Genomic DNA, 14816 nt, shown 5'->3' on the forward strand with positions numbered 1-14816 from the left:
TTGAAAATTAAATTTAATTTGTTCAAAGTTAGAATTGTTTAATTTTATTTGTTTAGTTTTGGAATAGGCTAAAATTTAATTTAGAAAAAAATTTGTACTTTTGTAAAAAATTTGATAAGATATAGTATAAAATGTTAATTATTTTAACAAAATTATAGAAAGAAGGTTTAGAAAAAATGGAATTTTTAGTAGGTTTAATACCAATAATTTTATTTTTAATTTTGTTAGCAGTTTTAAAAAAATCTGCGTTATTTAGTACTTATGCGAGCTTGACTGTAGCGATTATTTTGAACTTTGTCATGTCAAGTTGGCGAATTCCGGTTCAAGGAATTATTGCTTCACTTTTTGAAGGGTTTGCAGTGGCTTGGATGCCAATTGGATTTGTAATAATAGCGGCTATTTTTGCTTATGACTTATCAGTAAAAAATGGTAAAATTGAAATCATCAAAACGATGTTGGGAAACATTACATCAGACAGACGTGCCCAAGCTTTAATACTTGCCTGGGGATTTGGTGGATTTATAGAAGGTATTGCAGGATATGGGACAGCGGTTGCAATTCCAGCGGCAATTATGATTTCTTTAGGATTTTCTCCTATGACAGCGGCAATGATTTGCTTAATTGCAAATTCGACACCGACAGCATTTGGAACAGTAGGACTTCCAGTTACAACAATGATTTCAAACTTTGGATTAAATCCTCAACAGACAGCATTATTTACATCATTGCTATTGTTAATATTAACTTGTATTATTCCTTTTATTTTAGTAGTTTTTGCAAATAAAGAAATGGATGGCGGAAAAAATCCAGCTTTTGGAAAAGGAATTTTGCCAGTAATTATCGCATCAATTATTGGGTATATGGTACAGCCATTAATAGCTATGGCAACTGGAGCTGAACTTCCTACAATTATTTCAAGTTTATTAGCAATGATTTTAATGATTATTGCAACAAAAATGTTTGTTAAGGCGGAAGAAGGATTTGAAACTGTGGCTGTTTCTACTAAAGATGCAATTTTAGCTTGGCTTCCGTATATTTTAATGGTAGTTTTAATCGTAGGGACAAGTCCGGTTGTTAAAGTTATAAATGAGCCTTTGCATGAACATACAATTTCAACAATTGATTTTTCATTTGGGCATTGGGCAACTTGGTTTAGAGATGCAAAAAGCGCAAAAGAAGCTGGAGTTGCGTTTAAATGGATTTTGGCACCAGCCGCACCTTTATTTGCAGCAACAGTTATCGCAGGATTTATTCAAAAAGTAAAAGTAAAAGACATGGTTGAAGTACTAGGTCATACAATTTATCATAAATTAGATAAGATGTTAGTAATCATGGGAATTGTAGCACTTTCAGTAGTTATGAAGCACAGCGGAATGACAGCAAGCATTGCTGACGGTCTTAAAACATTGACTGGATCAGGATTCCCATTCATTGCACCATTCTTAGGTACAATTGGAACATTTGTTACAGGAAGTGATTTGTCATCTAACTTGTTATTTGGTGGAATTCAAGTAGGAGTAGCGAAGGGATTATCACAAAATCCAGCACTGCAGTCATTGTTAATTGCGGCTAATACCGCTGGAGCTACAGGTGGTAAAATGATTTCACCACAAAATATCGCAATTGTAACATCAGTTTCTGCAGCATTAAATGGAAAAGACGGAGAACTTTTAGGAAAAACTATTAAATATTCTGTACTGTATGGACTTGTGCTAGGTATTTTGACATTTGTTGGAGCAGGAATGATACATTAGTAACTAAAAATTTGAATAAAATTTAAAAATTTAGATATAATAATTAAAGAAAAAGGAGAATACTAAAAATTTGGTATCTCCTTATTTGTATATTTAAGGACAATAACTAAGAAAAAAATAATATATAAAGCTGAGTTATTTTAAAATGTATAAAATTGTGATATAATAAAAAACATAAATAAAGAGAATAATTTAAAATAAAAATATGGGAGGAAAAATGTCGGAAAATAATAATGTGGAAGACAAGGTAGATTATGCAAAAACGCTAAATTTACCAAAGACGAGCTTTAAAATGAAAGCTAATCTGGCTCAAAAAGAACCTTTAACATTAAGGGACTGGAAAAAAGCTGAAATTTATGAAAAATCATTAAACGAAGGGGCACCATTTTTTGTGTTACATGATGGACCTCCGTATGCAAATGGAGATATTCACATTGGGCATGCATTAAATAAAATATTGAAGGATATTATCTTAAAATACAAAAGATTAAGAGGTTATAATGCACCATATATTCCAGGATGGGATACACATGGTCTTCCTATCGAGTGGAAAATAATGGAAGAACTTGGAGAAAAGGCAAAAAATATGACCCCATTGCAAATTAGGCAGGAATGTAAAAAATATGCTTTAAAATGGGTAGAAAAACAAAAAGAAGGATTCAAAAGGCTTGGAATTTTAGGAAACTGGGATAATCCTTATATTACTTTAATGCCTGAGTATGAAGCGGAACAGTTAAAAGTATTTAAGGAAATTTATGAAAACGGTTATGTTTATAAAGGGCTAAAACCAGTTTACTGGTCTCCTACTACTGAAACAGCTTTGGCTGAAGCGGAAATTGAGTATAAAGATGTAGAATCTCATTCAATTTATGTGAAATTTGAAGGGACACAGGATTTATTGGATAAATTAGGAGTGGAAGAGGCAAGTATTCTTATTTGGACAACAACGCCTTGGACATTGCCTGCAAACTTGGGAGTATTTTTACATCCTGAATTTGACTACGGATTATACAAAACAGAAAAAGGGAATTTAGTTTTAGCAAAAGAACTAGCTGAAACTGTATTTAACACACTTGGAATTTCTTATGAATTATTGAAGGAATTTAAAGGAACTGAACTTGAGAAAACTCATTACAAACATCCGTTCTTGGATAGAGAAGGGCTGGTAATGCTTGGAGATTACGTTACGGCTGATGCAGGGACTGGAGCAGTACACTCGGCACCTGGACACGGAGCGGACGATTACAATTATTCACGAAAATATGAACTTGGAGTATTGTCGCCAGTTGACGACAGAGGGCATATGACAAAGGAAGCTGGAAAATACGAAGGAATGTTTTATGCAAAAGCAAGCAATGTAATTGTGCAGGACTTGACAGAAAGCGGGCATTTATTGCATCACAGCAAATTTGTTCACTCGTATCCGCATGACTGGAGAAGTAAAAAACCTGTAATTTTCAGAGCGACTGAGCAATGGTTCATTAGTGTTGATGAAAGCGATATTAGGGAAAATGCTATAAAAGCGCTAGATGATGTGGAATTTGTACCATCTTGGGGTAAAAATAGAATTGGTTCAATGTTAGAAACTCGTCCAGACTGGACTATTTCAAGACAAAGAGTATGGGGTGTACCGATACCATTGTTCTACAACAGAGCGACTGATGAAGTTATCTATGAGCCAGAAATTATGGACAGAGTAATTCAAATGGTAAAAAAAGAAGGAACTGACATTTGGTGGAAATATGAAGCCAAAGAAATTATCGGGGATGAACTTTTGGAAAAATATAACTTGAAAGATGTGGATATTAGAAAAGAAAGAAGTATAATGGACGTCTGGTTTGACTCAGGAGTTTCACATAGAAGTGTGCTAGTGCCAAGAAACTTGCCAAGACCAGCAGACTTGTACCTTGAAGGAAGTGACCAGCATAGAGGGTGGTTCCAATCTTCATTGTTGACATCAATCGCAAGTACAAAAGATGCACCTTACAAGAGAATCCTAACTCATGGATTCACAATGGACGGACAAGGAAGAAAAATGTCTAAATCACTTGGAAATACAATACTTCCAAAAGATATTACAGAAAAATACGGAGCAGATATTTTAAGACTGTGGGTTTCTTCAGTAGATTACAGAGAAGATGTAAGAATTTCAGAAAATATTTTACAGCAAATGTCTGACGCTTATAGAAGAATCAGAAATACAGCTAGATTTTTGATGGGTAACTTAAATGATTTTGATTATGCAAATGATAAAGTTGACTATAAGGATATGTTTGAAATTGACAAGTGGGCAATGCACAAACTGGAAGAATTGAAGGCTAAAACAACAGAATTTTACGATAAATACGAATTTTACAGTCTATTCCAGGAAATTACATATTTCTGCTCAATGGAAATGTCTTCATTCTATCTGGACATCGTAAAAGACAGACTTTACTGCGAAGGGACAACTTCAATTGAAAGAAGAAGCACACAGACTGTATTGACAGAAGTTCTGAAAGTGCTAGTAAGAATAATTGCCCCAGTATTGTCGTTTACGGCTGATGAAATCTGGGAAAGAATTCCAGAAACACTAAAAGAAGAAGAAAGTGTACATTTATCAAAATGGATTGAAGCAAGACCTGAATGCTTAAATAAAGAATTAGCACAAAAATGGGATAAAATCGCACGTCTAAGAAGAGAAGTGAACAAAAAGCTGGAAGCAGAAAGACAAAATGGATTAATAGGACATTCTCTTGATGCAAGAGTTCTTTTAAACATTGCCAATGATGAATATTCATTTATAAAAGATTATACAGAAAATGAAGTTTCTGACTTGTTTATCGTATCTCAAGTTAAATTTGTAAGTGATAATTTAGCAGAAAGCGAAATCGAAGGAATTAACATCGCTGTGGAAAAAGCGTCTGGAGAAAAATGTGAAAGATGCTGGAAATACGATGAGGAAGTAGGCCATAATCACAACCACCCAGATGTATGTCCAAGATGTGCAAGCGTTTTGGAAAAAATGTAACATAAAATTTATTTTGTAAAATAAGACTAAATAAAGCTAAATTAAAAATAACTTATTTAGTTCGTTTTTTACAAATATGTGTTAATAAAAAATGTGAGGAGAAAAGAATGCCTTATATAATTATTATTTTGGTTTTAGCTGCATTAGATCAGATTACAAAGCAGTTAATGTACAACGTATCAGGTGGAACGCAAGGTTTTTCAATACCAATAATAGATAAATTCTTTCACTTGACTTATGTTGAAAATCACGGCGGAGTTTTTGGTCTATTGCAAGGAAAAATCAATTTATTTACAATAGCAAGTGCAGTTCTAATTATATACGTAATCGCTGTAGAGTACAAAAACTTTAAGAATTACAGCAAATGGACAAAAATAGGAGTAGCAGTAATTGCCGCTGGAGCTGCAGGAAATATGATTGACAGGATTCTTCGTGGATATGTAATTGACATGATAGATTTTCGAGGAATCTGGGCTTTCGTATTCAATGTAGCAGATATGTATGTGCATATTGGGATTTATATTATTGTAATTGATTATTTAGTAAGAAAGTGTAGAAAGAAAAAGAGTGGTGAATAATTGATGTTTGGAGGGCTAATCTTAGTATTGTTATTTTTTGTTCTAATTATAGTAGTGATTATTTTGATTATAAGCATAATAATTTCAAAAAATAAACTAAGAACAACATTTAAAATAAATATTGGAATACTAATTTTTGTGCTCTTATTTTTCTTTATTTGGTTTCCTGTTAAAGAAAATACAGTTTTAAAATTAAAAAATGGATATTTGGTAGAAATAGAAGATTTTGAACATACTGCTTATTATTTAACAAATGTCGGTTATTTAGAAGGTTTAAAAAAAGAAAAAAATAATTGGATTGGCTATATTAATAAAATTGAAGAGCTTCCAAGTGATATTTTTTATTTGGCAGGTATGATGAATTAACTGAAAAAGAAAGAAAAAAAATAGATGAAAAATCAGGATATTTTATCATTAATTCAAAAGAAGAAATATTTAATTTAACAGAAGAACAATTAAAAGAAAAATTAAAAATAAAAAACCTTAATTTGAAATATCCATTTAAAGTTATACGACAATATGGAGAAAAAAAGAAATTATCACCATACTATAAATTTATAGAGGATAATTATTTATCAAATAAAATAAATATAACAACGTTTAATACTATTAAATATACAACTATAGCATTATTGACTTTAGTAGCAGTGATTTTGAAAATAAAATTAATAAAAAAGAGAAAGGATAGAGATAAATGACTTTTCAGGAAATTATATTAACTCTTCAAAAGTTCTGGGGAGATAAAGGGTGTATAATATCAAATCCGTACGATATTGAAACAGGTGCGGGAACGTTTAATCCAGACACTTTTTTAATGTCGTTAGGGCCTGAACCTTGGAATGTTGCCTATGTTGAGCCATCACGTCGTCCAAAAGACGGAAGATATGGTGAAAATCCCAACAGAGTGTACCAACATCATCAGTTTCAAGTAATTATGAAACCATCGCCAGAAAATATTCAGGAACTTTACTTAGAAAGTTTAGTGGCATTAGGAATTAATCCTAAGGAACACGACATAAGATTTGTGGAAGATAACTGGGAAAGCCCTACGCTTGGAGCGTGGGGATTAGGATGGGAAGTTTGGCTGGATGGAATGGAAATTACACAGTTTACATATTTTCAGCAAGTTGGAGGACTGGAAGTTGACATTGTTCCATCTGAAATAACTTATGGACTTGAAAGAATTGCGCTTTATTTGCAAAATAAGGACGATGTAAAAGATTTAGAATGGACAAAAGGCGTAAAATACGGAGAAAGAAGATTCCAGTTTGAGTATGAATTATCAAAATACAGCTTTGAAGTGGCAGACGTTCCAATGCACTTCCAACTTTTTGATATGTACGAAAAGGAAGCTCAAAACTGCCTAAACAACGACTTAGTATTTCCAGCCTACGAATACGTTCTAAAATGCTCACACACATTCAACAACCTTGATGCAAGAGGTGCAATCAGTACCACAGAAAGAATGTCTTATATTTTAAGAATCAGGGATTTGGCTAAGAAATGTGCAGAGAAATTTGTGGAGGCAAGGGAGAGATTGGGATTCCCGTTGTTGAATAAAAATAATTAGAATTTAGAAATTATAGGGGAAAAGGGAACTTTTTATAATTTATAAAAAGAGAGGTGATAAAATTTGAAATTGAGTATAAATAATATTGGGAAATTAAAAAATGCAAAAGTAGAAATAAAGGGAATAACTGTAATTGCAGGGGAAAATGATACTGGGAAGAGCACAGTTGGAAAAATTTTATTTTCTGTATTTAACAGTTTTTACAAATTAGATGAAAAAATTATAAAATTAAAAAAGACAAATATTCAAAATTATTTGCAAAGGCTTATTACAACTAATCCATTTGAAGACTATCCAGATTTTTCAAAATTAATAGAAAAAATTTTTAAAGATAGTTCGATTTATGATAAAAATGATTTGAAGCTGAGAAATGATATTTTGTATTTTATTGCTGAAAACAAGACAAAAAGTGAAGTAGATGAAATTAATGAAACAAACGATGATTATTTTGAAAATCAGATAAAAAAAATACAGGAAATACTAAGAATTTCAGAAGAAGCGTTTATAAATTTTATTTTGACTAAAAATATTGGAAATGAATTTAGCAATCAAATCAATAATATTTATTTAAAATCAACTGGAGAAATTGAACTGGAAATTAGAAATAAAAGAGTGGCAATAGCAGTGGAAAATGATGATGTAAAAAGTCTGGGATCTAAATTTTATCTTGATAATGAGGCTATTTATATGGATGATCCATTTATACTGGATGAATTAAACTCAAATAAGAAAAATCGGAATAATGAAAATGATGTGATTTTAGCAAATCATAAAGAACATTTGCAAAATAAGCTGATTGATAAAAATCCAAATATAATAGAGGAAATAATTTTAAATTCAAAACTTGAAAAATTTTTGAAAAAATTGAATGAAATATTTAAAGGCTCAATCAGTGCAGATAGAAACGGGTATTTTGTTTACAAAAGGGAAGGACAGCCAAAAGAACTGAATATAAAAAATCTTTCTGCTGGATTAAAGTCTTTTGGAATATTAAAAATGTTATCTCAAAATAATTTGTTAGAGGAAAATGGAACAATAATTCTAGATGAACCTGAAATTCATTTACATCCTGAGTGGCAAATAAAATTTGCAGAATTAATTGTGTTGTTACAAAAAGAATTTGGAATGCATATTTTACTTACAACACATAGTCCTTACTTTCTCAAAGCTATCCAAGTTTATTCAAAAAAGTATGAAATATCAGACAAATGTAAATATTATATGAGTGAATTGGATGGAGAACAAGCAATTTTAGTTGACAAGACTAATAATTTGGAGGATATTTTTTACCAATTAACAATTCCTTTTGAAAATTTAATGAACAAGGAAGAATTATTATGATAAACAAAATATCAGAAAATTTTTTAGAAATTTTGGAACAATGTAGAACTACGATGAAAAAAGCGTCTTGGGATAAAGAAAATAAGGAATACATGGTTAAATCTGAATTAGAAGTTATTAATTTTGATAATTTGAAAAGTAAATATTGTAAAATGATGAAATTAAATGGTGAAGGTATCAAATCAAACGATGTTTTATTTATAAAAAATGATAAATTTGTATTTATTGAGTTTAAAAATGGTAAAAATATTAAAAGGTATGATTTACAGCAAAAAAATTATGATAGCATTTTGATATTTAATGATATTTTTAATAAGACATTGAAAGATACAAGAATAGAAATGGACTATATATTGGTGTATAATAGTAAGTACAATGAAAAACTCGGAGGACAATTTTTAGGAAAAATGAAAATTGTAACTGAGAAATTAGGATTAGAAAAGTTTGAAAACTATTTTTTCAATAAAGTACATACTTACTCAAAAGAAGAATTTGAGGAAAAATTTGTAAAAAATATGGAAAATTAAGAATATTGTTTAGAAAAATAGTTAAAAAAAATGTAAATTTGTAAAGGAGAGAATTAATTATGAATTTTCTTTTTGAAATAGGATTGGAAGAATTGCCTGCACGATATGTGGATCAGGCGGAGAAAGATCTGAAAAAAATAATAGAAAATGAATTAAAGGCTGAAAGAATTAAGTTTTCAGGCATTGAATCGTTTAGTACACCTAGAAGAGTTACTGCGATTATAAAGGATTTGGCTGAAAAACAGGATGATTTAGATAAAAAAAGCGTAGGGCCTTCGGTTGAGATTGCTTATAAGGAAGGACAGCTTACGAAAGCTGGAGAAGGGTTTGTGAAGTCGCAAGGTGCTACGACTGATGATATAAAGATTATTGAAAATGAAAAAGGAAAATATATTTCGATTGAAAAATTTATTGCAGGAAAAAATACTAAGGAGATTTTACCTGAAATATTGAAAAATGCGATAAAGAAAATAGAGTTTGAAAAGTCAATGAAATGGGCTGACAGAACATTCAGATTTGTAAGACCGATTAAATGGTTTGTAACTTTGTTTGATAATGGAGAAATTTTACCTTTTGAGTTTGAAGGGCTAAAAGGTGGGAATAAAACTCGTGGAATGAGATATTTTGCTTCTCAGGACATTAAGATTAATAATCCGCTTGACTATGAGAAAATATTGCTTGAAAATTTTGTTATTGTAGATGGTGAAAAAAGAAGAGAAGAAATTTTGAAAAGCATAAGGGAAAATGGTGAAAAGGATGGAGATACTGCTATAATCAATAAATATTTATTGGATGAAGTGGTTAATGTGGTAGAGTATCCTTATGCAATAAAAGGTGAATTTAGCAAGGATTATTTGCAACTTCCTGAAGATATTATCACGATTACATTGGAAACTCATCAAAGATATTTTCCGGTAAAAGATAAGGATGGTAAATTATCTAATAAATTTATTGTTATAAGAAATGCGCCTGAATATTCTGAAACTGTAAAAAAAGGGAATGAAAAGGTTGTAGAGCCAAGACTTGCTGATGCGAAATTCTTCTTTGACGAGGATTTGAAAAATAAATTTGCGGATAATGTGGAAAAACTGAAGGAAGTTACTTTCCAAAAGGATATGGGAACAATTTTTGAAAAAGTCAAAAGAAGTGAGAAAATTGCTGAATATCTGATTTCAGAGTTAAATTTGAATGATAAGAAGGAAAATATCATAAGAACTGTAGATTTAGCAAAAGCGGATCTTGTTTCAAATGTAATTGGAGAAAAGGAATTTACAAAATTGCAAGGATTTATGGGTTCTGTTTATGCTGAAAAGCAAGGCGAAGAGAAAGATGTAGCACTTGGGATTTTCGAGCATTACTTGCCACGTTATCAAGGAGATGAACTGCCAACAACTGTGGAAGGCTCTATCGCTGGAATAGCTGATAAGATGGATACAGTAATTGGATGTTTTTCAGTTGGATTAAAACCGACAAGCTCTAAAGACCCTTACGCATTAAGACGTGCGACACAAGGAATTATCCAAGTTGTATTAAATTCAAAATTATCTTTTGACTATAAAAAATTAATCGAAAAGGCTTATGAAATTTTTTCAAATGATAAAAAAGTGCTGGAAAAAGATGTTGTAAAAGATGTGACCGAGTTCTTTAAACAAAGAATAATTAACGTGCTTTCAGAAAAATATAAAAAAGATCTTATAAATTATGAGATAAATCTTGAAAGTAATATTGTGGAACTTGATAAAAAATTATCTGAACTTCTGAAATTATCACAGACTGAAAATTTTGAAATTTTGATAAATCTTTTGAAACGTGTAAAAAATATTGTGAAAGATGAAAAAAATGAAAATCTAAATATTGACACTACTTTATTTGAATTGGAAGAAGAAAAGACATTGTATAATTTAGCAAATCAATTGGAAAGTATTGAAAATACAGAATTTTCAAATTATATTGAAACATTGTTAAATAATGCATCTACGATTAATCAATTTTTTGATAATGTAATAATTAATGTTGATAACGAAAAATTGAAAGAAAATCGTATTGCATTATTGAAAAAATTAGAAATTTCTATTGATAAAATGATAAATATCTAATTTTTATCTATTTTTTTCCGATTGGCAGTAAATTTGAGAATAATTTTTGAAATTTATTTTAAAAGGAAAAAAATAAAATGAATGACTCAAGAGTCATCTAAATAGCTGTTTTGTTGAAAATGTACTGAATACAACGGATAAAACAATCTAAATAGTTGAATTTTTTTATTGACTTTTTATTAAAACAATGGTATCATATACTTGTAAACGTGAAGTTTTGGCTAAAGAATATTTTTTAATTATAAAGTTAAAGTATTGATTTTTTTCTTAAAATAGTGTATAATCTTAGAAGAGGATTAGAAGAAAACAGTACTAACTAAGTTAGAGAAAAAACAAAATGACATTCAGGAGGAATTGAAATGAAAAAATTAGTAATTTTAGGAACAGCTTTATTAGCTTTAAACGCTGTAGCATCTGAAGTCCAAATTAAAGGTGGATATGATTTCTACAGAAAATACAAATCTGGTTCAGACGTTAATGGTTCAGATTTTAGATTAAAACCAGGTCCAGTAGCTGGTTTAGAATACATCGTTGACAACCAAGGTGAATTTGAATGGGGAGTAGGTTCAGAATATAAATTCTCTGCTAACTCAGGAAAATTAAAAGATAAAAAAGAAAACACAAAAATTGCAAGAAGTGTACCTGTATACGCTTTAGGTAAATTCAACTTAATTACAACTAATAGTGGAAATGATGCACTATACGTATTAGGAAGAGCAGGATATAACTTTGCTAAAGAAGCAAAAGAAGCTAGAAGAGATGACTTGAAAGTATCAGGTGGACCATATGTAGCAGCTGGATTAGGAACAGAGTTCGGACCAGTTTCATTAGAAGCTATATATGAAAGATCTAACTTCAAAACTAGAGATACAGTAGCAGGAGACAGAAACAGAGATTATTCTGATTCAGTAGGAGTAAGATTAGGATATAGATTTGGACAATTGAAAAATGACAGATCACCTAAAATCATAACTCAAACAGTTACAGTGCCTGTACCAACTCCAGTGCCTGCACCAGCACCAACTCCATCAAGAGACATTGATCAGCCAAATACAGCTATATTACCATTTAGCTGTTCAGTTGATGATAAGAAGTGTGTAATTAGAGGATTTAAAGTGGATGGTAGAGTACCTAATGAAGGTGAAGCTGCTGACTTAAGAGCTATTGCAGGTGTAATTAACCAATTTGCTGATGGTGGATCAATTGATTTCGTTGGACATACAGATTCAACTGGATCAGCTGCATACAACCAAAAATTATCAGTAGCCAGAGCACAAAACGTTGCTAAATTGTTGAGAGAATATGGATTGAAAAACACAATTTCTTATGGAACAATCACTGGACAAGGAGAAAGCAATCCAGCAGATACTAATGATACTGTTGACGGAAGATACAATAACAGAAGAGTTGAATTATTCTTCCAAAACGTTGATTTCAGTAACGTAAGATTTATCAACAAATAATTGAAATTTAAAATTTTTTATAAATTAGGGAGATATTTTTAATATCTCTCTTTTTATATAATTTTAAAAGACTTTTAGTTTATCTTTATTAAAAAATTCATAAAAAATCTATATAAACATTGATTTTTAACTTAATAAATGATATTATTTACGTAAGATTAGCTTTATAGTCAAAGCTTTGTTGTAAAATTTAATAGGAGCACTAACATGAAAGGGGGGGCTATGACAGAAATTACTGTGGAAATAAAGAACGAGCAGGGGCTTCATGCCAGACCAGCTGGACAGATTGTCAATATCGCAAAAAGGTACAACCTGAAATTGGAAATAGAAAAAATTGGAGAAAATGAAGTTGTTAACGGAAAAAATGTATTTGGAGTGATGACTCTTGGAGCAGCAAAAGGAGAACAATTAAAACTTAGGGCTGTTTCAGAAAATGGAGAGAACAGCGATGAAGAAAGTAAACTATTGGACGAATTAAGACAACTGATTGAAATTGATAAATTTTTTGAAAAATAATTTTATAAACAAAATATAAAGAAGGGAGAAAGAACTAGCTAATATAAGTAGTTCTGGAGTGCAAAATGAACGAAAAAGAATTTGAAGTATTGTTGGAAGATTATTTGCCAGAAGAAAAAAAATCTGGAGATGTAGTGGAAGGAGTGATTACTAGAAAAGAGCTGGATTTCGGATTTCTTGATTTGAATGCAAAAAAAGAAGGAAGAATTTATGCTAGCGAAGTTAAGGATTTTGAAATAGGAGATAAAATTGAAGTAAAAGTTTTAAGAGAAGATGAAGACAATATCATTGTTTCAAAATTTTTATTGGATAAGGCAAAAGAACTGGCATCATTTAATGTAGACGACATTGTAACTGGAGAAATTATAAAGAAAATCAAAGGTGGATACACTGTAAGAATTGGGAAAAATGAAGCATTTCTACCATTTTCACTTGCCAGATTCGACAAAAATAAAGATTATACAGGACAAAAATTTAAATTTTTAATAAAGGAAAAAAATAAGAGCAACATAACTGTTTCAAGAAGTGACTTAATAAAAATTGAAGAAGAAAAATATTTTGAAAAAGTAAATATTGGAGATGTTGTTACTGGTAAAATTAAGGAAGTATTTGATTTTGGTATTATTCTGGACTTGGAAGCAACTAGCGGATTTATCCATATATCTGAAATTTCTTGGAATCAAGTGGATAATTTGACTGAAAAATATAAAATTGGTGATGAAATAAGTGCTAAAATTATTGAAAAGGATGCTGAAAAAAATAGATTGAAATTAAGCATAAAACAATTATCAGAAGATCCTTGGGTTGCATTTGCGGCAAGCCATAATGTAGGAGATGTAGTTGAGGCAGTTGTGAAGGATGTACTTGATTTTGGGATAGTTGTAACTGTTGACGGAAATTCTGGATTTGTACATGTTTCAGAGCTGGCTTGGCACAATGGAGCTAAGGAGCTTAAAAACTACAAGGAAGGGGATAAATTTTCTGCAAAGATTATTCAAATTGAAGATGAAAAGAAAAATGTCAAGTTAAGTGTAAAACAACTGTTAGAAAATCCTTGGGATACAGTTAAGGAAAAATACCACATCGGAGATATTATCGAAAAACCAATAACAGAAGTATTTGACTTTGGATTGTTAATTTCGCTGGAAAAAGATATTGATGGACTTTTACATGTGTCTGACTTGTCATATAAGAGAGAAACCAATTTAACTTCAAAATATAAGGCAGGAGACGTAATCAAATTTAAAATAGTTGACTTTAATGACGAAAAAAATAGAATTACTCTAAGTGCTAAAGCGTTGCTTGATGATAGATGGGAAATTCTTGAGGAAACTTATGACTTTGATAATGCATTTAAAGGAAAGGTCATGAATGTTCAGGATTATGGAATTTTTGTAGAATTGGAAAAAGGGATAGAAGTGTTTGTTCATAAAAATGAATTTTCATGGGACAGAAAAGAGCATAAGGAATACAAGGTTGGCGATGAAGTGGAATTTAAAGTAATTGTAATTGATAAACTTGCCAAGAAACTTTCTGGAAGTATCAAGCAACTTGAAAAATCGCCTTGGAAGGAAGTTACGGAGCAATATAAGAAAGGGAATATTGTAAATACTGAGATTGTGGAAATTCAGGAAAACTTTGTACTTGTTAAATTGACAGACAGATTTAACGGAATTATACCAAAACGTGAATTGGCAGATGAATTTTTGAAGGATATTTCTGAAAAATTCTCTGTTGGAGATAAAGTTGAGGCTGTAATTACAGATATTAATGATAAGAGAAAATCAATTGCGTTATCTGTAAAAAAAGTTCAGGAAATGGAAGAGAAAAAAGAGCTGGATGAACTTATGAAAGTTTATGGAGTCTAATTTTACAAATTCAAAATATAATAAAATTAAGAAAGAATTATAATCTTAGCATTTAAATATATATAATATATATAGTTAATTATAAAAAATAAA

General features: G+C 30.5%; 11 protein-coding genes. All 11 read left to right on the forward strand.

Annotated elements, in window-relative coordinates:
• Nucleotides 1-176 precede the first annotated feature (176 nt).
• The 11 genes from FVE77_RS01570 to FVE77_RS01620 all read left to right on the forward strand — a co-directional run bounded on the left by FVE77_RS01570 (nt 177) and on the right by FVE77_RS01620 (nt 14723).
• A complete protein-coding gene (locus FVE77_RS01570; protein ID WP_026745246.1) occupies nt 177-1754 on the forward strand; it encodes an L-lactate permease in 1578 nt (525 codons plus the stop codon).
• Nucleotides 1755-1971: 217 nt separating this feature from the next.
• Nucleotides 1972-4764, forward strand: coding sequence for an isoleucine--tRNA ligase (gene ileS, locus FVE77_RS01575; protein ID WP_026745247.1), 2793 nt, complete (start codon nt 1972-1974; stop codon nt 4762-4764).
• A gap of 74 nt (nt 4765-4838) precedes the next feature.
• Nucleotides 4839-5342: a signal peptidase II gene (gene lspA, locus FVE77_RS01580; protein ID WP_269472247.1), complete on the forward strand. Its 504-nt coding sequence runs from the start codon at nt 4839-4841 to the stop codon at nt 5340-5342.
• 207 nt (nt 5343-5549) lie between these two features.
• Entirely contained in the window at nt 5550-5708 is a 159-nt protein-coding gene (locus tag FVE77_RS12575; RefSeq protein ID WP_172966407.1) for a hypothetical protein, read from the forward strand.
• Nucleotides 5709-6036: 328 nt separating this feature from the next.
• Entirely contained in the window at nt 6037-6912 is an 876-nt protein-coding gene (gene glyQ / locus FVE77_RS01590; protein ID WP_006805766.1) for a glycine--tRNA ligase subunit alpha, read from the forward strand.
• Between the two features lie 63 nt (nt 6913-6975).
• Complete coding sequence (locus tag FVE77_RS01595; protein ID WP_026745251.1) at nt 6976-8253, forward strand: AAA family ATPase; 1278 nt, start codon at nt 6976-6978, stop codon at nt 8251-8253.
• Nucleotides 8250-8780 carry a hypothetical protein gene (locus FVE77_RS01600; RefSeq protein WP_026745252.1) on the forward strand — a complete coding sequence of 177 codons (531 nt, stop codon included), beginning with the start codon at nt 8250-8252 and terminating at the stop codon, nt 8778-8780. The genes FVE77_RS01595 and FVE77_RS01600 overlap by 4 nt, the downstream gene beginning before the upstream one ends.
• Nucleotides 8781-8839: 59 nt before the next feature.
• Complete coding sequence (gene glyS / locus FVE77_RS01605) at nt 8840-10876, forward strand: glycine--tRNA ligase subunit beta (protein WP_026745253.1); 2037 nt, start codon at nt 8840-8842, stop codon at nt 10874-10876.
• Nucleotides 10877-11235: 359 nt separating this feature from the next.
• On the forward strand, nt 11236-12339 hold the full coding sequence (locus tag FVE77_RS01610; protein ID WP_026745254.1) for an OmpA family protein: 1104 nt from the start codon (nt 11236-11238) through the stop codon (nt 12337-12339).
• A gap of 222 nt (nt 12340-12561) precedes the next feature.
• A complete protein-coding gene (locus FVE77_RS01615; protein ID WP_026745255.1) occupies nt 12562-12855 on the forward strand; it encodes an HPr family phosphocarrier protein in 294 nt (97 codons plus the stop codon).
• Between the two features lie 65 nt (nt 12856-12920).
• Nucleotides 12921-14723 carry a S1 RNA-binding domain-containing protein gene (locus tag FVE77_RS01620; RefSeq protein WP_026745256.1) on the forward strand — a complete coding sequence of 601 codons (1803 nt, stop codon included), beginning with the start codon at nt 12921-12923 and terminating at the stop codon, nt 14721-14723.
• Nucleotides 14724-14816: the final 93 nt, after the last annotated feature.

The sequence above is a fragment of the Leptotrichia hofstadii genome, from assembly GCF_007990525.1.
GTDB lineage: Bacteria > Fusobacteriota > Fusobacteriia > Fusobacteriales > Leptotrichiaceae > Leptotrichia > Leptotrichia hofstadii.

Excerpts from the sequence above, each read along its gene's own strand:
- FVE77_RS01570 (WP_026745246.1), top strand. The coding sequence starts at position 177 with ATGGAATTTTTAGTAGGTTTAATACCAATAATTTTATTTTTAATTTTG.
- FVE77_RS01610 (WP_026745254.1), top strand. The coding sequence starts at position 11,236 with ATGAAAAAATTAGTAATTTTAGGAACAGCTTTATTAGCTTTAAACGCT.
- glyS (WP_026745253.1), top strand. The coding sequence starts at position 8,840 with ATGAATTTTCTTTTTGAAATAGGATTGGAAGAATTGCCTGCACGATAT.
- FVE77_RS01620 (WP_026745256.1), top strand. The coding sequence starts at position 12,921 with ATGAACGAAAAAGAATTTGAAGTATTGTTGGAAGATTATTTGCCAGAA.
- FVE77_RS01600 (WP_026745252.1), top strand. The coding sequence starts at position 8,250 with ATGATAAACAAAATATCAGAAAATTTTTTAGAAATTTTGGAACAATGT.
- FVE77_RS01615 (WP_026745255.1), top strand. The coding sequence starts at position 12,562 with ATGACAGAAATTACTGTGGAAATAAAGAACGAGCAGGGGCTTCATGCC.
- ileS (WP_026745247.1), top strand. The coding sequence starts at position 1,972 with ATGTCGGAAAATAATAATGTGGAAGACAAGGTAGATTATGCAAAAACG.
- glyQ (WP_006805766.1), top strand. The coding sequence starts at position 6,037 with ATGACTTTTCAGGAAATTATATTAACTCTTCAAAAGTTCTGGGGAGAT.